We start from the raw sequence: 22,553 nt of genomic DNA, 5'->3' as shown, positions 1-22,553 counted from the left end.
GCCCAGCTGATCGAGGCGATCTACGGGATTCCCGCCCCGGAGACGCCGCGTGAGGACATCCAGCAGATCTTCCTGACCGGCATCGCGAAGTCGACCGGACCGATCCAGGCCGACCTGAACTCCCAGGTGCTCAACGGTGACGTGGAGGCCGACGCGTTCGTCCCCTCGGAGATGCTGCGGTTGAACCTCACCGTTCCGCCGACCGCTGAGCCCTCCCGCCTCGGCGTGCTCGCCGGAGACCTGCAGGGCTTCCCCAACGGTCGCCGGCTGGCCGACGACGTGGTCGACATCGAGATCCAGGCTCTGATGGGTGCTGCCCAGAGCGGCGAGCTCGTGCAGGCCCTGGCCACTGGTGACGGTGTGGACAACAACACCGCCGCCTTCGGTGACACCTTCCCCTACCTGGCGCTGCCGAACACCAAGGCGGTCAACCAGGGCGCCGAGGGCTCGACCATGCCGGGCGGCGGAGTGCCGACCGGGTTCGGTGGCACGGCGACGGAGAACGGTCTGCCCAGCTGGGTGCTGCTCACCGGTGCCGGCTCGATGATCCTGATGGGCGTCGGCGCAGGCTCGCTGCTGCGCGGTCGCCGCGAGCGGCTCGCGCCGACCGGGTCGGGGACCACCCTGGCCTGACCAGGAAGCACTTGCAAGACACAGGTCGAAGGGGGCGGGTCGGACCCGCCCCCTTCGACCGAGCCACACCCGAGGAGAGCCTTCCGTGAAGGATCCGCAGATCAACCCACGACACCGCGCCGAGAAGGCCCGCCAGATGGTGGTGGAGTCCTGGTCCCTGGTCGCCGCAGCCACCGGCATGGCCGCCCTCGCGCTGACCGTGGCGATGTTCATCGGCTACCGCGTCGGCACCGACAGCACCGCCGACGCCGTGCGCGCCGCGTCCGCGCCCGCCGCCGCGCCCGCCGCCGCCCCCGCCGCACCCTTCCTTCCCACGGGCACCGACGTCGAGACCGACCCACTGACTTCCGTCGCCGGCGCACCCGTGGCTCAGCAGCCGTCGGCGGACCCGATCGCCCAGGCTGAGGTCGTCTCGGCGACGCGCGGAGACCTGCCACCCGTGACGCCACCGGCGAAGCGCGGCATGCTGCATGTCCCACCGGTGAAGGTGGCGATCCCCGCGATCGGCGTCGAGTCCAAGCTGGTCAAGCTGGGCCTGGCGGCCGACAACAGCCTGCAGGTGCCCAAGGACGCCGCTAAGGCCGGGTGGTACACCGGCGGTGCCTACCCAGGGGACGTCAACGGCCCCCCTGCTCTCATCGTCGGCCACGTCGACGACCAGGAGGGCCCGGCCATTTTCTACGAGCTCGATCAGCTGAGGGTGGGCGACGAGGTGCGGGTCCAGCGCACCGACGGCAGCGTCGCCGTGTTCACGGTCTATGACTTCCAGCAGTACCCCAAGGACGCCCTGCCGACGAAGGAGGTCTACCGCGACCGCGCAGATTCCGAGCTGGTGCTGATCACGTGCACAGGCGACTTCGACGTCGACGCACACTCCTATCTCGACAACTATGTCGTCACCGCCCGGCTGGATCCGATGCTGACCAAGAAGGCAGCCCAGGGATGAGGCGAACCGCTGCCCAGATCTCACTCGGCGCCGGTGTCCTGTTGCTGACCGGGACGCTGCTGGTCGGGCCACTGCTGGGAACCGACGACAGCTCCGCGACGCCGGACCCGGTGGCGGCGTCGGCCGAGCCGGCGTCGGACCCCCTCGCGCGCAGCATCGCCGACCTGCAGGACCAGCTGCAGGAACGGCCGGACGACGACGAGCTGTGGGCCCAGCTCGGCGCCGCCTACGTCGAGCAGGCTCGGGTCAGTGCCGACCCGTCGTACTACCCCAAGGCCGAGGGCGCCCTGGAGAAGTCCCTCGAGCTGCGCGAGGAAGGCAACGACGACGCGCTCACCGCGATGGGCGCGCTGGCCAACGCACGACACGAGTTCACCGCCGGGGCCGACTGGGCGCGGCAGGCACAGGAGGTCAACCCGGCCAACCACACCTCGTGGGGCGTCCTGGCGGACTCGCTGGTCCAGCTGGGGGACTACGAGGCAGCCACCGCCGCCGTGCAGGAGATGTTGGACGTGCGCCCGGGTCTGGCGTCCTACACCCGCGCCTCCTACGACCTGGAGCTGCACGGGGAGCGTGCGCGCGCCCGGCAGGCCCTCGAGCTCGCCCTGGAGGGCGCATTCTCCCCGGCGGACACGGCCTTCTGTCGCTACTACCTCGGACAGCTCGCCTTCACAGGGGGAGACCTGGAGGAGGCGCAGCAGCAGTTCGAGACGGGGCTGAAGGCCGTGCCGGACGACCCGACCTTGCTGGCCGGACTGGCCCGGGTGCACGGCGCCCGCGGGCAGGAAGAGCAGGCGATCGCGGCATACGACCGGGTCGTGGCTGCCCGCCCACTGCCGGACTTCCTCTTCGAGTACGGCACCTACCTGACCTCGCTCGGACGCACCGACGCCGCGGACCAGCAGTTCGCCGTCCTGGACGCCGCGCAGCAGCTGTTCGAGACCAACGGTGTCCAGGACGACCTGACCTCCGCGATGGTGGCCGCCGAGCGGGGCGACCCGCAGGCGGCCGTACAGCACGCGAAGCGGGAGTGGAGGTTGCGACAGAACGTCGACTCCGCCGACGCAATGGCCTGGGCGCTGCACAGCGCCGGCCAGGACGAGCAGGCCCTGGACCATGCTGTCGAGGCGAACCGGTTGGAGGGACCCAACGCGACCTTCCTCTATCACCGAGGGATGATCGAAGCCGAGCTGGGGATGGACGACAAGGCCCGGACGCACCTGCAGGAGGCACTGGCCACGAACCCGCACTTCTCCCCGCTGCACGCGCCGAAGGCTCGTGCGGCGCTCGATGAGCTGGGCGCGGGCGAGTGAGCCCGGCCCGACGCAGTTCGGTCCCGCGCAGGTATGCCGTGGCGCTCGTGCTGCTCCTGGGTGCGCTGTTGGGATCGATCGGCACGGCCGCGGCCGCCACCGCTTCCCCCGACAACAGCAGGGCCGCTGCCCCTCCGGCTCACCCGCTGGGCAACTTCACCGTCAGCCACTACAACGGCTTGACCCTCACGCCTGAGGCCATCGACCTGCTCAGCGTGGTGGACCTCGCCGAGATCCCGACCCAGCAGGAGATGCCGTCGATCGACACCGACGGCAACGGCGAGCCCTCCGCTGCCGAGCTGGCTGACCATGCCGAGACGCAGTGCCCCGAGCTGGCGTCGGACCTGCTGGCCGAGGTGGATGGGGAGCCCGTGCGGTGGCGTGGCCAGGACAGCTCCCTGCAGACCGTGCCGGGCCAGGCGGGGCTGCAGACGTTGCGGCTGACCTGCCGGTTCACGGCATCCGCACCCCTGGGAGAGCCCGGGTCGCTGACCTTCCAGGATCGCTACCGCACCGACCGCATCGGCTGGCGTGAGATCACAGCGACCGGTGACGGGGTGGCCCTGATCGACTCCCCGGTGCCCCAGCAGAGCATCAGTGATGAGCTGCGGAGCTATCCGAAGGACCTGCTTTCCTCCCCGCTCGACGTCCGGTCGCTCACGGTCTCGACGGAGCCGGGGGAGGGGGAGGGGCAGGGCAGTCCCGCAGATGTGGGGGTGCCAGGTTTTACTGGCGACGACCCGTTCAGTCGTCTGGTCAACGCAGGCGATCGGCTGCTGGACGACCTGATCGGGGACCGGGAGCTGACACCGTTGATCGGCGTCCTGGCGCTCGCCTTGGCCGTGCTCCTGGGGGCTGGGCACGCTGTCCTGCCCGGTCACGGCAAGACCGTGATGGCCGCCTACCTGGCGGGGCGCCGGGGGAGACCCGCCGACGCGCTGATCGTCGGTGCGACGGTGACCGGCACGCATACGGTGGGCGTGCTGGTGCTGGGACTGCTGCTGACCGTCTCCAGCGCACTGGCGGGGGAGCAGGCCCTGCGCTGGCTGGGCATCGTCAGCGGGCTGCTGATCGCCGTCATCGGTGCCGGGCTGCTCCGCGACGCGATCCGGTCCCGCCGGCAGCAGTCGGCTCCCCAGGCGGTGTTGGCGCAGGCGCACCATCACCCGGGCGGTGGGCACTCGCATGCCCACGCCGGGGAACACGGGCACAGTGACACCCTCGTCCAAGACCACGACCCGCACGAGGGCCATCACCAGGGCCACAGTCACGGGCATGACCACGGCCACAGTCATGGCCACAGTCACGGCCACAGTCACGGACCCGGGACCGGGCGCCGAGGGCTGATCGGTATGGGCGTCGCCGGGGGTCTGGTCCCCAGCCCGTCCGCCCTCGTGGTCCTGCTGGGCTCCATCGCGCTGGGGCGCACGGTCTTCGGGGTGCTGTTGGTCTTCGCCTACGGATTCGGGATGGCTGCCACCCTCACCGCGGTCGGTCTGCTGCTGGTACGCCTGCGCGGGCGTCTGGACACCTACACGGACACCCGCGCTGCTGCCTCCGTCGCGACTCGTGCCGTCGCTGCGCTGCCGATCCTCACCGCCATCCTCGTGCTCGTGGTGGGGCTGGCTCTGATCGTCCGCGGACTCGCGTTCTAGGCATCCGCCGGCCATAGGCTGCCAGCATGGCTGCATCCGGCCTCGGCCCCAAGGCTTTTGCGGCGTGGGGCCGGGCGACTGCCTTCGGTGACCGATGTCGAGATCGCCGGTCCCGATCTGCGGCTGGGCCTGCGTGTCTACCTACCGCGCGCCGGCTCTCGCGCCGTCACACCCGCGGACGGACCGGTCGGACGCCGCAGCGATCGGCCGAGGTGAACCGACGCGCCACCGTCGGGTAGCTCATCCCGCAGGGCTGCTCGCACCGATGTGAAGGCACCGCATGAATGTGACGGGGATGTCGCTGGAGCGTCTACTAGGTCACATTCAGCTGCACGCCCGGCGGCGAAGGTGCCGATAAGGGACATTATGTCAACTGGCCTTCATGAGTGGGCAGCTTCCCACGACGACAACCCCTCCGACAAGGTCGCCAGCTACTGGCCTCGCTCACCGTGGTCGGTGAGACCTCACCTTCCAGCGCGCTCGCCCTTGACCGGTTCGCGGTGGCCGGCGAGTCCTCGCTGAGTGCCGACTTCCCGCTGGAAGGCACCATCCCGGTGCTCTGCGGCGGCATCCCCAACTGATCGAGGCACCGCTGCTGTCCGGGGCTGCGCGAAGCGGCCCTGGACAGCAGCCAGCCATCACCCGGGTCCGGCGGGTCACTCGAACGGCGCCGGGTCACCGGCACCGACCCGCACGACCTCCGGGTAGCCGGCCGAGAAGTCCACCACGGTGGTGGGGTCACACCCCGTCGTGTCGCCGTCGATGACGGCATCCACGACGTGGTCCAGCCGCTCCTTGATCTCCCACCCCAGCCCCATCGGCTCCTCCTCCCCGGGCAGCCAGAGAGTGCTGGTCAGCAGCGGCTCGGCCAGCTCGGCCAGGACCGCCTGAGTAATCGCGTGGTCGGGGATGCGTGCCCCGACGGTCTTCTTCTTCGGGTGCAGCAGCTTCTTGGGAACCTCTGAGGTCGCCGGCAGGATGAAGGTGTAGGCCCCCGGGGTGGCGGCCTTGATCGCGCGGAAGGTGGAGGTGTCCAGCTGGACCAGCTGGCCGAGCTGGGCGAAGTCGCGGCACATCAGGGTGAAGTGGTGCTTGTCGTCCAGGCCCCGGATGTCGATGATCCGCTGCTTGGCCGCGGCGTTGCCCAGCTGCGCGCCCATCGCGTAGCACGCGTCGGTGGGACCGGCGACCAAGCCGCCGTCACGCAGGATCTGCGCGACCTGGGCGACCAGACGGGGCTGCGGGTCGACGGGGTGGATGTCGTAGAACCTGGCCATGCCCTACCGTAACCACCTGTGCCGACACGGGACCCCAGACTCGCGCGGGCTGGCATGCTGGACTCATGCCGACACACCTGGCCCTGCTGCGGGGGATCAACGTGGGTGGGCACCACCGGCTGCCGATGGCTCAGCTCCGCGAGACGGTGAGCGGGCTCGGTCACACCGACGTGGCGACCTACATCCAGTCCGGCAACGTCGTGTTCACCGCCGGGGCGCAGCGCACCCCCGCCGGCCACGCGACCACCCTCCGGGAGGCCATCGAGCGGGGGTTCGGCTTCGCCCCGGTCGTGGTGGTTCGAGCGGCGCAGGAGTGGGCCGACGTGGTGACCGCCGACCCCTACCCTGCCGACGTCGAACCGAAGACGGTGCACCTGGCCGCCCAGCAGGAGCCCGTGACTGCTGACCAACGGGCCGTGCTGGAGCGGCTGCTGCGTGAGCACCAGGAAGCCGGTGGTCCCGACCATCTGAGAGTGATCGGCACGACCACCTACCTGCACACCCCGCTGGGTATGGGGCACAGTCGCCTCGCTGAGCGGGTCGCCCGGGTGCGTGGGGCCGGTCAGGACCAGGCCACCGCCCGCAACCGTGCTTCGGCCCACAGGCTCCTCGAGATGCTCAGCGGTTGACCGGCGGCTGCCTGCTGGCCACCACGTGCACCTGGCAGTGCGCACGGGCCACACAGTAGGCCGCGATCCCACCGCATACCTCCGGGTCGGTGCTCTCATCCGACCCGACGACCAGCACGAGGGCCCGCCGGCTGCGCTGCACCAACGTCGGTCCGGCTTCTCCGGTCGGCGATTCGAAGGTGACCCGTTGCTTGTCCCCGGGCCCCAGCGACCGCAACGCCGTCGTGAAGGTCGTGGCTTTCGCGTCGGTGGTGGCCGACGGCAACGGTGGGGGCATAGCTTCACGATGGGCCCTCGGGGCACAACGGACTACGGCCCAAAGTCCCGGGTCTGCGCATCGCCGGTGGGACGGCCCGCCTGTGGTGGCTCCGAGCCTGGCTATGCTCGCGCCATGGCCTCTCCCGCCGGCCCTGACGATGCTGCGCTGCCCGGGCCCCAGACCCAGGCCCTGCTCGATGCGGTGCTCGCGATCAGCGCCGATCTGGAGATATCCGAGGTGCTGCGCCGAATCGTGACGTCGGCCTGCTCGCTGGTCGACGCCCGAGTCACCGGCGCCCAGGCATGTTTCGTCGCCTTGGACAGTGCCGGCTCCGCCCCCGTGGTCGCCGCCACGCACACGATCCATCCTGCTGAACCGGGGGCCGGTGACCGGGCGCCGGACGGGGACGCCGAACACGCCACACCGCATTGCCCCAGTCGGGCCCCACGGCAGTGGTCCCGATCACCGCGGGCAGCAGCTCGATCGGTGTCCTGGTCGCCGTCTGGGGAGTCGCCGAGGCCGACGTGGCCAGCCGGGTGATCGATCCGCTGGCGGACTTCGCGCAACAGGTGGGAATCGCCCTGCTGGCCTCACGGGCCCAGCGTGACCGGGCCACGGTCCTGCTCCTGGAGGACCGGGAGCGGATCGCCAGGGACATGCACGACCTCGTCATCCAACGGCTGTTCGCCACCGGACTGTCCCTGCAGGTCGCCGGTCGACTCACCGAGCATCCGATGGTCCGCGAGGGGCTCGCCAATGTCGTGCGGCACGCACAGGCCGACTCCGCGAGGGTTGCCCTGAGCCTCAGGCCGACCGTGCAGGTGCAGATCGAGGACGACGGTGTGGGCATCGGCGCGGTGACCCGCCGCAGCGGGCCGGCCAACCTGCGCGACCAAGCCGTCGCCAGATCGGGGCGCTGCGACGTCACCGCGCTGGTGCCGCGCGGCACCCGGATCAGCTGGAGCGTCCCGGCGCCCTAGCCGGCCTGCCGGGCGGCGTCGGGGCCGTGCTGGAGCGCCTCCAGCAGGGCGGAGGTGAAGGCGGGGATGTCGTCGGGGTTGCGGCTGGTGATCAGGTTGCCGTCGACGACGACCTGCTCGTCCACCCACTCGGCGCCCGCGTTGCGCAGGTCCGTCTGCAGGCTGGGCCAGGAGGTGAGCCGGCGGCCGGACACCACGTCGGCCTCGACCAGAGTCCACGCGGCGTGGCAGATCGCGGCGACCGGCTTGCCCGAGGCGAGGAAGTCGCCGATGAACGCCACGGCCTGCTCGTCGAGGCGCAGCGCGTCCGGGTTGGCGACACCCCCGGGGAGCACCAGCGCGTCGTAGTCGTCCACCGTGACCTCGGCCACGGTCTTGTCGACGGGGATCTGCTCGGCCTTGTCGAGGTGGTCGAAGGTCTGCACCTCACCGGACTCCGGGCTCACCACGTGGGCGGTGAAGCCGGCGTCGGTGACGGCGTCCCGGGGGTCGGTCAGCTCAACCCGCTCGATGCCCTCGGAGGCGACGAGGAAGGCTACGGACTTGGTATGCGATGTCATGCCTCCAGGCTCGGTCGCCCGGATGAGGTCCGCAAGTCGAGCGGGCTACCCCGCCGCCCGTTCGTAGGCGGCGAACGTCTTGTCCAGTCCGAAGCCGACCCGCTCGTAGAGGCGGGTGGCGCCGGCCGGGCTGGCCGAGTCCACGTGCAGCTCGATGGTGTCGTAGTCGCCCGACGCGCTCGCCCGTGCGATGGTGTGCTCCAGGCAGGCCCGGGCAAGCCCGCGGCCGCGTGCGGACGGGACGGTGCCGACGATGTTGACGTAGAGCTCCCGGTCGACCCACTCCGCGCACAGGGCGTAGGCCAACGGTCGGCCCGCGGGGTCCAGCGCGACGCTGGACACCCCCATCCGGGCGCTGCGGGAGGCCCAGTGGTCGTGCCAGGACTCCGGCGCGGTCTGCGCCGAGCCCCAGTGGTCGCGGAATGACGGCATACCCGCAGTGCTCCAGCATCGGGCGCACCGGGTCGCCCTCGAGCCCGCCGTCGGCCCGCCAGAACACCGGTGCACCCGGGTGCCGGTCGCCGGCCAGCTCCAGGCCCCGTTGCTCGGACTCCTGCAGCAGCCGCCGACCCAGGCCGCGCCCCCGGTGCTCGGGGTGCACTCCCCCGCTGGCCCAGATCCGCACCCGACCCTCGCCGTCGAGGGTGTGCGAGACCCGCACCTGGGCGTGGGCTGCCAGCGCGGCACTGTCCCAGACCGCCCAGCTGTCGTGCGCCGGGTCGACCCCGTGCCCACCCAGCTCCTCGGCCAGGTCCTCCGGCCCGAGGAACTCATCGGTCTGGTCCACCTCCGCGAGCAGGTTGACCAGCTCGGCCCAGGGGTGTAGGTGCTCGGTGCTCAGGTGACCCCAGCGGTATGCCGTGTCTGTCGTCGTCATGCCACTCATGGTGCCCCGGCCTGCTCAGTCGGGTCCACCGGGTTTGCCCGACCGGGAGGTCACGGCATACCCCAGGAGCCCGGCCAGCAGCACGGCAGACCCGGAGACCACCGAGACCAGGGGCAGGGTGACGGCCAGCACCAGACAGCCGGCCAGACCGACCACCGGCACCGTCGCCGCCCACCGCCAGTCCCCGCGCAGGGTCCACGCGGAGGCGTTGGCGACCGCGTAATAGAGCAGCACCCCGAAGCTGGAGAAGCCGATGGCGCCGCGCAGGTCGACGACGAGCACCGCGGCCAGCACCACCGTGGCCACGCACAGCTCGGCCACCCAAGGCACCGCCCGCACGGCCCCCGTCGTAGTCAGCGCCGACGGGAGGTGACCGTCGCGCGCCATCGCCAGGCCGGTCCGCGAGATGCCCAGGAGCAGGTTGAGCAGCGCGCCCAGTGCGGCCCCGGCCGCCACCACCGCGACCACCGCACTCGCCCCGCTCCCCCACAGCCGGTCAGCGACGTCGGACAGCGCCGCGGCCGTGCCGGCTGTCCCCGCCACCCCCAGCACCTGCAGCAGGAGCACCCCGACGACGGCGTAGGTCGCCGCCACCGCGAGCAGAGCGATCACGACCGCTCGTGGGATGGTGCGGGCAGGGTCGCGCACCTCCTCCCCGAGCGTGGCGATCCGGGCGTAGCCGGCGAAGGCGAAGAACAGCAGGCCGGCCCCCTCCAGCACCCCGAGCACTCCCCCGTCGACCGTCGCCGTCGTGGGCCCCGGGAGGGGTCCGTCCGCGCCGGTGAGTCGCAGCACCGCGGTCACGACCAGGGCGACCACCAGGGTCAGCACCACCGCCACCACGATCTCGGAGGCGCGGGCGGACCGGGTGACCCCCAACAGGTTCAGCCCGGTGACAGCCAGCACGGCCAGCACCGCCACGACCCGGGCGTGCTCAGGGACCAGGTAGGCGCCGACGGTCAGCGCCATGGCAGCGCAGGACGCGGTCTTGCCGATGACGAAGCACCACCCGGCAAGGTAGCCCCACCGTGGGCCCAGTCGCTCGCGGCCGTAGACGTAGGTGCCCCCGGCGCTGGGGTAGCGAGCGGCCAGGGCGGCCGAGGACAACGCGTTGCACAGGGCCACCACCGCGGCGACGGCGAGCGCCACGAGGACCCAGCGCCCGGCGGCCGAGGTGGCCGGACCCCATACCGCGAACAGACCGGCACCGACCATCGAGCCCATCCCGATCGCGACGGCGTCCCGCTGCCCCAGGCTGCGCCGCAGCTCGTCGGGACCCTGCTGCCCGGCGCTCACGGGCCAAGTGTGCCAGGACCCGGGGGACGCTAGGGTTCCGGCATGAGTGATGACGAGTCCTCCGGCCATCCGCCCATCCCCCAAGGTCGACTGGTCCTGGTCCGGCACGGAGAGACCGAGTGGTCCCGCAGCGGTCAACACACCGGCGTGACCGATCTGCCCCTGCTGCCCGAGGGCGAGGACGCCGCCCGTTCGGTGCGACCGGTCCTGCAGGAGTTCTCCTTCGTCCACGTGCGCTGCTCGCCGCTGCGGCGGGCCCAGCACACCGCGGAGCTGGCCGGGCTCGAGGTGGACACGATCGACGAGGATCTGCGGGAGTGGGACTACGGCGCCTACGAAGGCATCACCACCGCCCAGATCCGCGAGGAGCTGGGCTACCCGTGGACCGTCTTCGAGCACGGCGTCGCCCCGGGCGAGACCCGCGGGGAGACGGTCGAGGAGGTGGCCGCGCGTGCCTCACGGGTGCTGCGGGAGGTCTGGTCGCAGCTGCACGAAGGCGACGTGGCGCTGGTCGGCCACGGCCATGCCCTGCGCATCCTCACCGGGGTCTACCTGCGCAGCGAGCCACGCTTCGGGCGCAACCTTGAGTTCGCCACGGGCAGCGTCTGCGTGCTCGGCCACCACCACGAGGACCCGGTCATCCAGGCGTGGAGCCGCCGCCGCTGACCGGCTCGACCGTGGGGACCGGCCACGTGTGCACCGGCTGGTTGAGCTCCATGTGGTCCATGTAGTGCCGGTACATGTGGTGCAGCGCGGCATTCCGGTCGTGTCCGGCGGCCTCGTAGGCCTCGGTGACCTCGACCTGCCAGCTGGCGCCGTTGCGGCCCGCGGCGCACCGACCGGCGATGACGTCGAGGTAGTACGTGCGCACCTCCCGGCGCAGCCCGAGTGCGGCCAGCCCCTCGTGGGCCTCGGCGATCAGGTGCTCGGCGACCAGCTCCGTCGCACTCATGGTGCCCAGCCCGGGCCAGGACAGGGCCGCGGTGATCCCGTGCCGGCTGGCTTCGTCGAAGTTGTGCTCGGCCTGGGCGAAGCTCATCTTGGTCCAGATCGGGCGCCCGCTGCTGGTGAGCCGCTCGATCAGGCCGTAGTAGAAGCAGGCGTTGGCGACCATGTCCAGCACGCTGGGTCCGGCCGGGAGCACCCGGTTCTCCACCCGCAGGTGGGGCACCCCGTCGACCGCGTCGTAGATGGGGCGGTTCCAGCGCCAGACCGTGCCGTTGTGCAGCTTGAGCTCCGGAAGCTTGGGCGTGCCTCCCTCGGCGTGCACGGCCACCGGGTCCTCGTCGGAGACCTCCGGCAGCAGCGCCGGGAAGCACTGGACGTTCTCCTCGAAGAGGTCGAAGATCGAGGTGATCCAGTTGCGGCCGAAGTAGGAGCGTGGGCGGACCCCCTGGTGCTTGAGCTCCACCGACCTGGTGTCGGTCATCTGGCTGAACAGCGGGATCCTGGTCTCGGCCCACAGCCGCTTGCCGAACAGGTAGGGCGAGTTGGCCCCCATGGCGATCTGCACCCCGGTGACGGCGCAGGCCGCGTTCCAGTACATCGGGAAGTCCTGTGGGGTGACCTGCTGGTGCAGCTGCACCGACGTGCACCCGGACAGCGGCCCGATCGTGTCGAAGTAGTGCTCCACCCGCTCGCCCGTGGGGCCCTCGATGTCCAGCTCCAGGCCGGCACCCCGCTCGCGCAGGATCGAGTCGTTGAGTGCGGTGTAGCGCACCCCGAGGCTGAGCCAGTCGCCGTCGAAGATGTCCCGCTGCAGGGTCGGCACGATTCCGACGGCGGAGACCCGGGCCCCGTGCACGCGCGCTGCATCACCGGCGCCGCGCAGCGACTTGGACAGCCACCGCTCCATCCGGACCGCTTGGTCGCCGCCCATCGGCCGGGGCGGGACGTTGAGCTCGATGTTGTAGCGGCCCACCTCGGACTGGAAGTCGCCCTCGGTGATGCCCTCCAGGACCGACTCGTTGATCAGCGCCGGGTCCAGGGTGTCGGTGTCGACCAGGCTCAGCTCGATCTCCAGACCCATCTGCGGACGGGTGAAGTCGAAGCGGCTGTCTTCGAGCATCCGCTCGAAGACGTCGAGGTCCTGCAACACCTTGCGCCGGAAGTCCAACCGCTGCTCGCGGGTGAAGTCCGCGGAACTGACCTCTGCGCCCATGGCCAAACCCAACCACACGTCACGGGTTTCGGCCAGCGTCGCAGCGACACGGCATACCCGCTGGTCAGTCGGCGAGCTCCTCCAGCGGTGGGCAGCTGCACATCAGGTTGCGGTCCCCCCACGCACCGTCGACCCGCCCGACGGGCGCCCAGTACTTGCGCGCGGGGTCGAGCCGCGAGGGGTAGGCAGCGCTCATCCGGTCATAGCGCCGGTCCCACTCCCCAGCCAGGGACCAGGCGGTATGCGGTGCGCCGCGCAGCGCGCTGCCCTCGACTCCCTGCTCGGCCGCCTCGTCTATCTCGGCCCGGATCGCGATCATTGCGTCGCAGAACCGGTCCAGCTCGGCAAGGTCCTCGCTCTCGGTGGGCTCGACCATCAGGGTGCCGGCGACCGGGAAGGACATCGTGGGCGCGTGGAAGCCGTAGTCGATGAGCCGCTTGGCGACGTCGTCGACGGTGACGCCGGTCTGCTTGGTCAGTCCCCGTAGGTCCAGGATGCACTCGTGGGCGACCAGTCCTTGGTCACCGGTGTAGAGGATCGGGTAGTGCTCGCGCAGCCGAGCGGCGACGTAGTTGGCCGCGAGCACGGCCACCTGCGCGCAGCGGGTCAGCCCCTCCCCGCCCATCAGCCGGACATAGGCCCAGCTGATCGGCAGCACGCCGGCCGAGCCGTGCGGGGCACCGGCGATCGCGCCTACCCCCGACTCCGGGCCTGCGCCGGGGTCCAGTGGATGGTTGGGCAGGTGCGGTGCCAGGTGTGCACGGACGCCGACCGGCCCGACGCCCGGGCCACCACCGCCGTGCGGGATGCAGAAGGTCTTGTGCAGGTTGAGGTGGGACACGTCGCCACCGAAGGCACCGGGCTTGGCCAACCCCATCAGGGCGTTGAGGTTGGCACCGTCGACGTAGACCTGTCCGCCGGCCTCGTGGACCAGGTCACACAGCTCGGTGATGGTGTCCTCGAAGACGCCATGGGTCGAGGGGTAGGTCACCATGATGGCGGCGAGCTCGTCGCGGTGCGCCTCGATCTTGGCCCGCAGGTCCGTCAGGTCGACGTTGCCCCCGGCGCCGCTGCCGACGACGACCACCTTCATCCCGGCCATCACCGCGCTCGCGGCATTGGTGCCGTGCGCGCTGGAGGGGATCAGGCAGATGTGGCGCTGCTCCTGGCCACGGGCGACGTGATATCCGCGGATGGCCAGCAAACCGGCAAGCTCACCCTGGGAGCCGGCATTGGGCTGCAGGCTGATCTCGTCGTAGCCGGTGACCTCGCACAGCCAACCCCGCAGCTGCTCCATCAACCGGCGGTAGCCGACGCTCTGCCCGGCGGGCGCGAAGGGGTGCAGGGCCGCGAACTCCGGCCAGGTCATCGCCTCCATCTCCGCGGTGGCGTTGAGCTTCATCGTGCAAGACCCGAGCGGGATCATCCCCCGGTCGAGGGCGAAGTCCTTGTCGGACAGCGAGTGGATGTAGCGCAGCATCGAGGTCTCACTGCGGTAGCGCTGGAAGACCGGGTGGTCCAGATAGCTGCTGGCGCGCAGATGCGTGGTGCTCCAGTCCGGCGCGGTCACCGCATCGATCCGAAGGATCGCCGGGACGCCGAAGGCGGCCGCGACGGCGTTGAGGTGCGCCCGGGTGATCGTCTCGTCCGTGCTGAGCCGCACCGTGTGCGCATCGAGCGCCCACAGGTTGACCCCGCGCTCGAGCGCCGCCGCGACCACCGCGTCGGCGCGTTCCGGCACCCGCACCGTGAGGGTGTCGAAGAAGTCACCGGGTGCGACGTCGAGGCCGCCCTCGGTGAGCGCCTCGGCGAGCGCGACGGCCTTGGCGTGCGTCTCCAGCGCGATCCGGCGCAGCCCCGAGGGGCCGTGGTAGACGGCATACATGCTCGCGGCCACGGCCAGCAGCACCTGGGCCGTGCAGATGTTGCTGGTCGCCTTCTCCCGTCGGATGTGCTGCTCGCGGGTCTGCAGCGCCAGCCGGTATGCCGTGGCACCGGCGGAGTCCTTGCTGACCCCCACCAGGCGCCCGGGCAGGGTGCGCTCCAGGCCGGCCCGGACGCTGAGGTAGCCGGCGTGCGGGCCACCGAAGCCCATCGGAACGCCGAAGCGCTGCGTGGTTCCGGCGGCGACGTCGGCGCCCCACTCCCCCGGCGGCGTGAGCAGGGTCAGGGCCAGCAGATCGGCGGCGGCCGTGACCAGAGCCCCGCCCGCGTGCGCCGCCTCGCTCAGCGCACGGAAGTCGCGGATGATCCCGTCGACCCCGGGGTACTGGACGACCACCCCGAAGGCGGGACGACCACCCGCCGCGTCGCGCAGCGACGCCTCGTCGGTGACCGTGCTCAGGTCGGCCCGGACCAGGTCGAGACCCAGGGGCGCTGCGCGAGTGGCCAGCACGGCGTCCGTCTGCGGCAGCAGGTGCTCATCGATTAGCAGGACGGCGTCGCGGGGAGCCTTGCTGGAGCGTCGCATCAGCGTCATCGCCTCGGCCACGGCTGTGGACTCATCCAGCAGCGAGGCGCCGGAGGTCGGCAGCGCCGTCAGGTCCGAGCACAGGGTCTGGAAGTTGAGCAGGGCCTCCAGGCGCCCCTGGGAGATCTCCGGCTGATACGGCGTGTAGGCGGTGTACCAGGCCGGGTTCTCCAGGATCCGACGTCGCACCACGCCTGGGGTGTGCGTGCCGTAGTAGCCCATGCCGATCATGGAGGTCAGCACCTGGTTGTCCGACCCCAGCGCGTGCAGCTCGTCCAGCACCGCCTGCTCCGAGGTGGCCGCCGGAAGATCGAGCGGGGTCCCGCTGCGGATGGCTGCCGGCACGGCCGCCGCGACCATGGAGTCCAGGGAGTCGTAGCCGCCGATGGCGGTGAGCATCACCTGCAGCTCGTCGTCCCGAGGTCCGATATGGCGCCCCACGAAGGCCGGCAGCGCCGAGGTCGGCGCGTCGGGCTCGTCGTCGGTGAGCAGGTGCTGGGCGGGGCGGGATTCGATGGTCGTCATGAGGCTCCTTCGCAGTCCGGGCGATACACCTCCCCCTCTGCCGGCCCTCCCGCGGACGATCCACAGGTGCGGCCTTCCAGAGTTGCCTCGTCCGTGCGGTCCGGACGCCTGAGAGCTTGACTGGGGAGTTTGCCCCTTCGGCGCCTCGACCCTGGCGGGTGAGGACTCTCCCGCACGGCCTCCTCGGCGGAGCCCAATCTACCAGCCGGGATGCCAGAAGGCCCGAGGACCGAGTCAGCTGCTGCGCCGGGCCCTGCGCTGGGAGAGCTCGTCGTCGTGCCCGGTCACGGCCTCGTCGGCTCGCTCGCTGGGCAGGTGCGCCAGCTGACCCTCCACCTCGCGCCACACGCTGCCGACCGCGATGCCGAAGACACCCTGGCCGCCACGGACCAGGTCGATCACCTCGTCATCGGAGGTGCAGGCGTAGACGCTGGCGCCGTCGCTCATCAGGGTGATGTTGGCCAGGTCCTGCACACCCCGGTCTCGTAGCTGGGTGACCGCGACGCGGATCTGCTGCAACGACACCCCTGTGTCGAGAAGCCGCTTGATGATCTTGAGCACCAGGATGTCGCGGAAGCTGTAGAGGCGCTGGGTGCCGGAACCGCTCGGGTTGCGCACCGAGGGCTGCACCAGACCGGTGCGGGCCCAGTAGTCGAGCTGGCGGTACGTCACCCCCGCCGCTCCGCACGCGGTAGGTCCCCGGTAGCCGGTGGTCTCGTCCAAGGAGGGCAGGTCCTCGTCGGTGAACAACGTCCCCTGCGAGGGGGTGGCCTGGGCCTGCGCCGAACCGGGCAACTGTACTCCTGCACCCACAGCGTGCTCCTGATCTCTCGAAATCGGCACAACCCGGACAATTCTGGACGTCTGACTCACGACGGTAAGGTGCGCGACCGCCCTGGTCAACGACCGACGCGCCGGGCTGCGGCAACGCCGCGCTCAACCCGTCTGGTCCTCCCCCTCGTCGAAGTCCTCGGCGGAGACGTTGTCGAGGAACTCCCGGAACCGCTCGACCTCGTCCTCGTCCTCCACCGCCATGGTGACCCCGGCGAGCTCCAGCAGCGACTCCTCGGCCAGGATCGGGGTGGCCGAGCGCAGCGCAATGGCGATCGCGTCGGAGGGCCGGGACTCAATGAGTCGGGACCCGTCGTCGAAGACCAGGGTGGCATAGAAGACGTTGTTCTCCATCCCGGTGATCCGCACCTGCTCCAGCTGGTGTCCGAGATCGCGGATGAGGTTGACCATCAGGTCGTGGGTGAGGGGGCGCGGCGGCTCCACCCCCTGCTGCGCGTAGGCGATCGCCGTGGCCTCGGGGGCACCGATCCAGATGGGTAGGTAGCGCTGTCCGTCGCGCTCGCGCAGCAGCACAATCGGCGCGTTGTTGGGCATCTCCACCCGGACACCGAGCACATCGAGTTCCTTCACGCCACCAGATTACCTCTGCGACGCCGGGCGTGCGGGGCGACACCCCCCGCCCGTGCGGCAGCTCAGCCGGGACGCGAGAGTCCGGAGCGCACCAGTGCGGTGTGCAGGGCCAGGCCGTGCGCGAGGACCTGAGCCTGCGCCTCCTCCGGGTCCGCGCCGGGCGCTCCTCGGGCGCGGCGCCGACGAAGCGGCTCGAGGACCTGCTCTGCCAGACCGATCTCCCGGTCGGCCGCCACGCGGAAGAGTCGCAGGTGGCGGGCCTCGATGCCGTAGGCGGCCAGAGCGGCAGCCGCGCGGGCGACGTCGAGGTCGTCACCCCCGTGCCGACCCGCAGGATCGAGACGGAGCAGCCCGAAGGTCGTGAGCGCACTGTAGGTGGGAATGTCGAGCCCGGTCGCGCTGCGCAGCTCCGCCGGTGTCATCCGCACCGTCGGTCGGCCACCGGGTCGCAGCGCTGCGCCGGTGCCGGCCACCGAGGGGACGGGCCGACCCTCCAGCGCCGGCCCGGGGGGCGCTGGAGGTGCTGCCGCATCGGAGACCGGCTCGCTCGGCGGGTCCACCTCGGGCACGGGCAACCCGGAGTCGAGGCGCTCCAGCACGTCCCGGATCACCCGCAACGGCCAGAACCGGTCGCGCTGAGCCGTGAGCACGAACCGGAGCCGGTCGACGTCGTCGGGGGAGAACACGCGGTAGCCGCTGCCCAGCCGCTGCGGCTGGATCAGTCCTTCGGTCTGCAGGTACCGGATCTTGGAGACGCTCAGCTCCGGGAAGTCCGGCTGGAGCAGGCGCACCACCTGCCCGATCGGGGCACCCACCGCGTCATCCGGCAGCGGGGAGTGGCTCACTGCCGCCCGCGGTAGAACACCAGGCGGAACTTGCCGATCTGCACCTCGTCGCCAGGCTCGAGGACGCGTTCCTCGATGCGCTCTCGGTTGACGTAGGTGCCGTTGAGGGACCCGACGTCCCGCACGAGGTAGTCCTCACCCTGCGCGACGAACACGGCGTGCCGACGGGAGACGGTCACGTCGTCCAGGAAGATGTCACTGCTGGGATGCCGCCCGGTGCCGACCTCATCTGCGTCGAGCAGGAACCGGGCGCCGGCGTTGGGGCCGCGCAGCACGATGAGCAGCGCGGTCCCCGGGCGCAGCGCGTCAACGGTGCGCTGGTCCTCCGGTGAGAGCCGCGCTTCGTCCTCGAACGAGTACTCACCGGCCGGCAGGTCGGACCCGTGCGGCAGCCGCGCGGTGGTGGGATCGTTGTCGAACGCGTGGTGCTCACGCTCACGCTCACTCACGGGCGCACCTTCTTCCTTGCTTGTCCCGGGGGCACGGCGCCGCGGGGGGTCCTCATCGTGCGGTCACCTCCCACTGTAGAGGAGGTGGTCGCGATGCCGGGAGACCCGATCCACACCACCCGCCTCACCTGCGCTTCACCGTGCCTGCCTCGGCAGGAGCTCACCGGCCGGGCTCAGTCCAGGTGGTCACGGTAGGCCTCGACGTCCAGCAGGTCGTCCAGCGCGCCCTGGTCGTCCACCCTCATCTCATACATCCAGCCCTCGCCGTAGCTGTCCGTGTTGATCAGCTCGGGTGTGGAGTCCAGCTGCTCGTTGGCGGCGGTCACCTCGCCGGCCAGGGGCGCGTAGATGTCGCTCACCGACTTGGTGGACTCCACCTCGCCACAGCTGTCACCGGCCGCCAGGGTGTCCCCGACGGCGGGAAGGCTGACATAGACCACGTCTCCGAGAGCGTCCTGTGCGTAGGCCGTGATCCCGACCCGCACGACGCCCTCACCACGCTCGCTGATCCACTCGTGGTCGCTGGTGTAGCGCAGGTCCTCGGGGTAGTGCAGTTCGCTCATCCTGCTCCTCCATGACGGGTGGCTCGCCGCAGCGGCCACGATGATGCGGGTGCCCCGAGACTAGCGCCCTGGGGTCGACTCGACCGGCCGGGCGAACTCCAGCGTGGCGGGGTCGCGCACCGCGTCGATACGTTGCTGCCTGCCCTCGGTGACCAGCACCTCGCCGTCGACCCGGCGCACCTTGTCGATGAAGCCTCCGGGGATGGCCAGCGCACCGGACAGGGTGTGCGAGTCACCGATCGCGGTGATCCGGTAGGGCGCGTCGACGCGTCGGCCGTCGACCCGCAGCTCGTCCTGCCGGACCTGCACCCAGGTGCTGGCCACCACCCGGACAGACCCGATCTGGATGGCCTCGGCACCGGCGTCGCGCAGCTCCTGCACGAGGTCGATCATCACCGTGGTCGAGACGTCGCCGCGCGGATCCGTGACGACCAGCGCCACCCCCTCCCCGGTGACGGGCACGGTGCCCGCGAAGATCTGATAGTCGCGCAGGCGACTGCGGGCCGCCTCCTCGGCGGCGGCGTCACCCTGGCTCCCCTCCAGCCGGCTCTTGTCCTGCTCGAGTGTGCGCACCTCGTCGCGCAGTCGCTCAGCGCGTTCACTGACGTCGTCGAGCAGACCGACCAGGTCGCTCTCGCGCAGGCTCTCCAGGTCGCCTGCCTGGGTGCTGCGCACCTGCGCGACCAACGCCAGACCCAGCAGCAGCGTGACCAAGGCTGCCATCGCGTTGCCCCGGGTCAGCCGAAGCCGGCTGATCCTGGCCAGCCGGCGCCAGGCGTGGCGGCGCTCCATCGGCGGCGGCGCAGCGGGCGGGGCCGGCTCCGGCACTGAGCTCACTGCCTACGCCCCGAGCAGGTGCCGGCGGATGGCGGCGACGTTGGAGAATATCCGCAGCCCCAGGACCACGACGACCCCGGTCGAGAGCTGCGCGCCCACCCCGAGCTGGTTGCCGAGGAAGACGATCAGTCCGGCGACCAACACGTTGGACAGGATCGAGATGACGAAGATGCGGTCGTTGAAGATGCCCTCCAGGGAGGCCCGGACCCCACCGAAGACGGCGTCCAGCGCCGCAATGACCGCGATCGGCAGGTAGGGCTCGAGCCACAGCGGCACCTGCGGTTGAAGGAGCAGTCCGAGCAGCACACCGACCGCCAACCCCAGCACCGGTATCACGAGTCCTCCTTCGCATCGCTGCGCCTCGGGGCCACCGTAGCGACCCGGGTGCTGAGTCGCTCCGCGGCGGGCACCGTCACCTCGTCGTCATTCGTCTGAACCTCGATCTGCAGACCGTAGTCGGAGCCCAGCTCGCCCAGGTAGTCGCCCGTCTCACCCCCGGTGATCTCCTGTTTCATCGCCGCCGGGTCGCCGATGACCCGCACCAGGTAGGGCCGGGTCAACCCGCGGAAGTCAACCACGATCGCCTCCCCGGCGAACCGGATCGACGACGTCGCCGTCAACCGCTGGTCGTTGATCGCGATGGCCTCGGCGCCGGCGGACCACAGGCCGTTGGTCACGATCTGCAGGTCCTGGGCCAACACCCGGCCGGAGCTGTCCGGCACCTCGGCCCCCAGCTGGTTGTCGCCCACGGGAGCATCATCCAGCCTCAGGACCACGCCCGGTCCCGTGAGGGCCAGCGCGCCCACCTGCAGACCCAGGTCGCGCACCTGCTCGGACTGCCCCGTGGGTGCCTCACCGAGTGCCGCCTGCTCGAGCTCGGTGATCTGGGCGCGCAACCGCTCGATCTGCAGGGCGTAGTCGTCGCCCACCGCCCCGGTGAGCTCGATCCGCTGCCGCAGCTGGTCGCGGGACGCCGCGTCCTGTGGGTCCGGTGCACGGAGGGTGATCGCAGCCACGCTCAGCACGAAGCCGACCAGCAGCAGGGTCAGCACCATCAGCACACTGCGCTGCCCCGTCGACCGGGGCAGCCCCTGCTCGACGCGCCGGGTGGCCGCAGACTCATACCCAGGGTCCAGCGGTCGCTCCAGCACCTCCTGGAGCAGCCGCATCGACGCGGCCGGGTCCGGGTCGACCCGCCGCTGCCGGCGAACCTTCGGCATACCTCTCATGTGTCCACCGCCTGCCACTGCGCCCGGCGCTGCCGGACCATGTCCGCAACCTGCACGGCATACGCCAGCGCGCTGAGCCAGTAGAGCCCCGCCCCCCACCAGACGAAGGCCCAGCCGATCGGCAGGGCGATCTGCCCGACGACCGACTCCTGCACCCCGAGCAGCAGCAGGGGGAAGGCGTAGAGCAGGTTGAACGTGGCCGCCTTGCCGACGAACAGCACCGGGGGGGCGGGAAGGCGGTAGGAGCGCGCGAGGGGATACATCCCCGCCGTGAAGGCGTCCCGGGCGACCAGGATCAGCACCAGCCACCACGGGATGATCTCCCGGTAGCCCAGGCCCAGCACGGTTGAGACGATGTAGAGCCGGTCGGCGATCGGGTCCAGATACTCGCCCACCTTGGAGACCAGCCCGTAGTGCCGGGCGATCTTGCCGTCGAGGTAGTCGCTGACGCCGGAGAGCAGCAGCACGGCCAGGGCCCACCCGTCCTGCCCCGTCAGGATCAGCCACAGGAAGACCGGCACCCCGACCAGGCGCAGGATCGAGAGCAGGTTGGGCACGGTCAGCCACTGGTGCCGCTGCGGCATGACCTGGGGGGTGCGTTGCGCGAAGCCGCGCTCGCTCCTGCCCCCTTGGTCCCGGTCCACCTATGCAGGATAAGCAGTCAACCCGACAGGCGGTGGCCAGGAGCGCGCTGGGGATGGTGGGGTCAGCGGGACCTCAGTGCTGGCCCACCGTGCCACACAGCGCAGGCATGGAGATCTCGTTGTCGGAGTGCGGGGCGGCATCCTCGTCGCCGTCGCCGTCCACGTCGGGGTTCGTGGCCAGCCCGTCACCGTCCAGATCGACCCCGTGCACCACGATGGCGTACTGACTCAGGTCACCCAGCTCGACGAAGGACTCACCCGTGTCGAGGGCCGCGAACTCGCGACGGTACTTGATCCGGGTGCCCGTGTCGTTCAGTCCCTCACTCAGGGTGAGCTGGACCGGGCCATAGGTGACGAGCCCCTCGAGGATGTCGACCAGGCCGTTGCCGTCGGTGTCGTGGACTGCCACCTGCGGGCACTCGTTCTCAGCCTGCGGGACTCCGTGCAGATGGGCGAGGTGCACCCCGCCGTCCAGGTCCTTGGCCTTCAGGCGCACCTCGAGACGATCGCCTTCCAGCGTGAGCCGCACCCGGCCCTCGGCTGGCTGGTTCACCGGTTGCAGGTCCACTCCAAACGGTCGTCGGGCTTCTCGTGAGCTGCCGCCGGCAACGCCATCGCGGTGACGACCAGGGGGGCGGCGACCAGGGCTGACAGACGGGATATGGGGTGCCGATTCACGGTGGGGAAGGGCTGTCAAAGGGGTATACGGATGCAAACGCCAAATGGTTCACAGGTGGCGACGATCGGCGCCTCCCTCCGGGTGCCGAGCGCCCGGATCCTCGACCTCCATCGATCGGGCGCATGCGAATGGCCTCCGACCTGGGTGATCAGGTCAGAGGCCTATCGGTCGGGCTGACAGGATTTGAACCTGCGACCCCCTGACCCCCAGTCAGGTGCGCTACCAAGCTGCGCCACAGCCCGCGGCTTCCGCGTGGAAGCGAAGTGAACCCTAGCCCATCGCTGAAGGCCGCACC

The 22,553-nt window shown here is 70.8% G+C and carries 25 protein-coding genes, 1 tRNA gene, 1 pseudogene and 1 riboswitch; of the genes and pseudogenes, 8 read left to right on the top strand and 19 right to left on the bottom strand.

Annotated elements, in window-relative coordinates; translation table 11 throughout:
• The 5 genes from ACR2FV_RS16240 to ACR2FV_RS16220 form a co-directional block, all read left to right on the top strand.
• The coding region (locus tag ACR2FV_RS16240) for a DUF4331 family protein (RefSeq protein ID WP_434016742.1) at positions 1–633 on the top strand (633 nt) is incomplete at its 5' end.
• Positions 634–718: 85 nt separating this feature from the next.
• A complete protein-coding gene (locus tag ACR2FV_RS16235) occupies positions 719–1,579 on the top strand; it encodes a class F sortase (RefSeq protein WP_434016741.1) in 861 nt (286 codons plus the stop codon).
• Positions 1,576–2,892 carry a tetratricopeptide repeat protein gene (locus tag ACR2FV_RS16230; protein ID WP_434016740.1) on the top strand — a complete coding sequence of 439 codons (1,317 nt, stop codon included), beginning with the start codon at positions 1,576–1,578 and terminating at the stop codon, positions 2,890–2,892. Before ACR2FV_RS16235 ends, ACR2FV_RS16230 begins: the two co-directional genes overlap by 4 nt.
• Positions 2,889–4,547 carry a nickel/cobalt transporter gene (locus ACR2FV_RS16225; protein ID WP_434016739.1) on the top strand — a complete coding sequence of 553 codons (1,659 nt, stop codon included), beginning with the start codon at positions 2,889–2,891 and terminating at the stop codon, positions 4,545–4,547. Before ACR2FV_RS16230 ends, ACR2FV_RS16225 begins: the two co-directional genes overlap by 4 nt.
• Positions 4,548–4,996: 449 nt before the next feature.
• Positions 4,997–5,128, top strand: coding sequence for a hypothetical protein (locus ACR2FV_RS16220; RefSeq protein WP_434016738.1), 132 nt, complete (start codon positions 4,997–4,999; stop codon positions 5,126–5,128).
• A 75-nt stretch (positions 5,129–5,203) separates the two neighbouring features.
• Here ACR2FV_RS16220 and ACR2FV_RS16215 read toward each other — a convergent pair whose 3' ends face one another.
• Positions 5,204–5,824: an L-threonylcarbamoyladenylate synthase gene (locus tag ACR2FV_RS16215; protein ID WP_434016737.1), complete on the bottom strand. Its 621-nt coding sequence runs from the start codon at positions 5,822–5,824 to the stop codon at positions 5,204–5,206.
• 65 nt (positions 5,825–5,889) lie between these two features.
• On the opposite strand from ACR2FV_RS16215, the gene ACR2FV_RS16210 reads away from it, so the two are divergent.
• Complete coding sequence (locus ACR2FV_RS16210; protein WP_434016736.1) at positions 5,890–6,453, top strand: DUF1697 domain-containing protein; 564 nt, start codon at positions 5,890–5,892, stop codon at positions 6,451–6,453.
• Here the strand turns inward: ACR2FV_RS16210 and ACR2FV_RS16205 are convergent.
• A complete protein-coding gene (locus tag ACR2FV_RS16205) occupies positions 6,443–6,730 on the bottom strand; it encodes a hypothetical protein (RefSeq protein ID WP_434016735.1) in 288 nt (95 codons plus the stop codon). The two genes, ACR2FV_RS16210 and ACR2FV_RS16205, sit on opposite strands and share 11 nt — an antisense overlap.
• Before the next feature lie 410 nt (positions 6,731–7,140).
• On the opposite strand from ACR2FV_RS16205, the gene ACR2FV_RS16200 reads away from it, so the two are divergent.
• A complete protein-coding gene (locus tag ACR2FV_RS16200; protein WP_434016734.1) occupies positions 7,141–7,692 on the top strand; it encodes a histidine kinase in 552 nt (183 codons plus the stop codon).
• On the opposite strand, the gene ACR2FV_RS16195 is transcribed toward ACR2FV_RS16200, so the two are convergent.
• From ACR2FV_RS16195 to ACR2FV_RS16180, 4 genes and pseudogenes are all read right to left on the bottom strand, one after another.
• A complete protein-coding gene (locus tag ACR2FV_RS16195; RefSeq protein ID WP_434016733.1) occupies positions 7,689–8,252 on the bottom strand; it encodes a type 1 glutamine amidotransferase domain-containing protein in 564 nt (187 codons plus the stop codon). The two genes, ACR2FV_RS16200 and ACR2FV_RS16195, sit on opposite strands and share 4 nt — an antisense overlap.
• Positions 8,253–8,297: 45 nt before the next feature.
• Positions 8,298–8,684, bottom strand: coding sequence for a GNAT family N-acetyltransferase (locus ACR2FV_RS16190; RefSeq protein WP_434016732.1), 387 nt, complete (start codon positions 8,682–8,684; stop codon positions 8,298–8,300).
• 154 nt (positions 8,685–8,838) lie between these two features.
• Positions 8,839–9,129, bottom strand: a pseudogene (locus tag ACR2FV_RS16185) (hypothetical protein); the annotation flags it as partial.
• Between the two features lie 24 nt (positions 9,130–9,153).
• On the bottom strand, positions 9,154–10,434 hold the full coding sequence (locus ACR2FV_RS16180) for an APC family permease (protein ID WP_434016731.1): 1,281 nt from the start codon (positions 10,432–10,434) through the stop codon (positions 9,154–9,156).
• Positions 10,435–10,476: 42 nt separating this feature from the next.
• Here ACR2FV_RS16180 and ACR2FV_RS16175 point away from each other — a divergent pair, with 42 nt between their 5' ends.
• Positions 10,477–11,100 carry a histidine phosphatase family protein gene (locus ACR2FV_RS16175; RefSeq protein WP_434016730.1) on the top strand — a complete coding sequence of 208 codons (624 nt, stop codon included), beginning with the start codon at positions 10,477–10,479 and terminating at the stop codon, positions 11,098–11,100.
• Here the strand turns inward: ACR2FV_RS16175 and ACR2FV_RS16170 are convergent.
• The 13 genes from ACR2FV_RS16170 to ACR2FV_RS16110 all read right to left on the bottom strand — a co-directional run bounded on the left by ACR2FV_RS16170 (position 11,072) and on the right by ACR2FV_RS16110 (position 22,500).
• Entirely contained in the window at positions 11,072–12,595 is a 1,524-nt protein-coding gene (locus ACR2FV_RS16170; protein WP_434016729.1) for a glutamate--cysteine ligase, read from the bottom strand. The genes ACR2FV_RS16175 and ACR2FV_RS16170 overlap by 29 nt on opposite strands.
• A gap of 64 nt (positions 12,596–12,659) precedes the next feature.
• A complete protein-coding gene (gcvP, locus tag ACR2FV_RS16165) occupies positions 12,660–15,590 on the bottom strand; it encodes an aminomethyl-transferring glycine dehydrogenase (RefSeq protein ID WP_434016728.1) in 2,931 nt (976 codons plus the stop codon).
• Between the two features lie 86 nt (positions 15,591–15,676).
• Positions 15,677–15,773: riboswitch (glycine riboswitch) on the bottom strand.
• 51 nt (positions 15,774–15,824) lie between these two features.
• Positions 15,825–16,385, bottom strand: a complete 561-nt coding sequence (locus ACR2FV_RS16160) for a MerR family transcriptional regulator (RefSeq protein WP_434016727.1) — start codon at positions 16,383–16,385, stop codon at positions 15,825–15,827.
• A 141-nt stretch (positions 16,386–16,526) separates the two neighbouring features.
• Complete coding sequence (locus ACR2FV_RS16155; RefSeq protein ID WP_434016726.1) at positions 16,527–17,012, bottom strand: bifunctional nuclease family protein; 486 nt, start codon at positions 17,010–17,012, stop codon at positions 16,527–16,529.
• 62 nt (positions 17,013–17,074) lie between these two features.
• Entirely contained in the window at positions 17,075–17,857 is a 783-nt protein-coding gene (gene ftsR, locus ACR2FV_RS16150) for a transcriptional regulator FtsR (RefSeq protein WP_434016725.1), read from the bottom strand.
• A complete protein-coding gene (locus ACR2FV_RS16145; protein WP_434016724.1) occupies positions 17,854–18,306 on the bottom strand; it encodes an FHA domain-containing protein in 453 nt (150 codons plus the stop codon). The genes ftsR and ACR2FV_RS16145 overlap by 4 nt, the downstream gene beginning before the upstream one ends.
• A gap of 173 nt (positions 18,307–18,479) precedes the next feature.
• Positions 18,480–18,869: a glycine cleavage system protein GcvH gene (gcvH, locus tag ACR2FV_RS16140; protein ID WP_434016723.1), complete on the bottom strand. Its 390-nt coding sequence runs from the start codon at positions 18,867–18,869 to the stop codon at positions 18,480–18,482.
• 60 nt (positions 18,870–18,929) lie between these two features.
• A complete protein-coding gene (locus ACR2FV_RS16135; protein ID WP_434016722.1) occupies positions 18,930–19,697 on the bottom strand; it encodes a DUF881 domain-containing protein in 768 nt (255 codons plus the stop codon).
• A 12-nt stretch (positions 19,698–19,709) separates the two neighbouring features.
• Positions 19,710–20,042, bottom strand: a complete 333-nt coding sequence (locus ACR2FV_RS16130; RefSeq protein ID WP_434016721.1) for a small basic family protein — start codon at positions 20,040–20,042, stop codon at positions 19,710–19,712.
• Complete coding sequence (locus tag ACR2FV_RS16125; protein ID WP_434016720.1) at positions 20,039–20,926, bottom strand: DUF881 domain-containing protein; 888 nt, start codon at positions 20,924–20,926, stop codon at positions 20,039–20,041. Before ACR2FV_RS16125 ends, ACR2FV_RS16130 begins: the two co-directional genes overlap by 4 nt.
• Before the next feature lie 5 nt (positions 20,927–20,931).
• Positions 20,932–21,579, bottom strand: coding sequence for a CDP-alcohol phosphatidyltransferase family protein (locus ACR2FV_RS16120; protein ID WP_434016719.1), 648 nt, complete (start codon positions 21,577–21,579; stop codon positions 20,932–20,934).
• A gap of 73 nt (positions 21,580–21,652) precedes the next feature.
• The gene (locus tag ACR2FV_RS16115; RefSeq protein ID WP_434016718.1) at positions 21,653–22,132 is read right to left on the bottom strand and encodes a hypothetical protein; all 480 of its coding nucleotides are present in this window, start codon (positions 22,130–22,132) and stop codon (positions 21,653–21,655) included.
• Positions 22,133–22,426: 294 nt separating this feature from the next.
• A tRNA-Pro gene (locus ACR2FV_RS16110) sits at positions 22,427–22,500 on the bottom strand.
• Positions 22,501–22,553 lie beyond the last annotated feature (53 nt).

It is taken from the genome of Ornithinimicrobium sp. (genome assembly GCF_051004135.1).
Taxonomy (GTDB): Bacteria; Actinomycetota; Actinomycetes; order Actinomycetales; family Dermatophilaceae; genus Ornithinicoccus.
The sequence above is the reverse complement of the archived record's forward strand: the minus strand, read 5'-3'. Positions and strand labels throughout refer to the sequence as shown.

Coding starts and splice junctions, on each gene's coding strand:
- ACR2FV_RS16230 (WP_434016740.1), top strand. CDS start 1,576: ATGAGGCGAACCGCTGCCCAGATCTCACTCGGCGCCGGTGTCCTGTTG.
- ACR2FV_RS16215 (WP_434016737.1), bottom strand. CDS start 5,824: ATGGCCAGGTTCTACGACATCCACCCCGTCGACCCGCAGCCCCGTCTG.
- ACR2FV_RS16210 (WP_434016736.1), top strand. CDS start 5,890: ATGCCGACACACCTGGCCCTGCTGCGGGGGATCAACGTGGGTGGGCAC.
- ACR2FV_RS16205 (WP_434016735.1), bottom strand. CDS start 6,730: ATGCCCCCACCGTTGCCGTCGGCCACCACCGACGCGAAAGCCACGACC.
- ACR2FV_RS16195 (WP_434016733.1), bottom strand. CDS start 8,252: ATGACATCGCATACCAAGTCCGTAGCCTTCCTCGTCGCCTCCGAGGGC.
- ACR2FV_RS16190 (WP_434016732.1), bottom strand. CDS start 8,684: ATGCCGTCATTCCGCGACCACTGGGGCTCGGCGCAGACCGCGCCGGAG.
- ACR2FV_RS16175 (WP_434016730.1), top strand. CDS start 10,477: ATGAGTGATGACGAGTCCTCCGGCCATCCGCCCATCCCCCAAGGTCGA.
- ACR2FV_RS16170 (WP_434016729.1), bottom strand. CDS start 12,595: ATGGGCGCAGAGGTCAGTTCCGCGGACTTCACCCGCGAGCAGCGGTTG.
- gcvP (WP_434016728.1), bottom strand. CDS start 15,590: ATGACGACCATCGAATCCCGCCCCGCCCAGCACCTGCTCACCGACGAC.
- gcvH (WP_434016723.1), bottom strand. CDS start 18,869: ATGAGCGAACTGCACTACCCCGAGGACCTGCGCTACACCAGCGACCAC.
- ACR2FV_RS16125 (WP_434016720.1), bottom strand. CDS start 20,926: ATGCCGAAGGTTCGCCGGCAGCGGCGGGTCGACCCGGACCCGGCCGCG.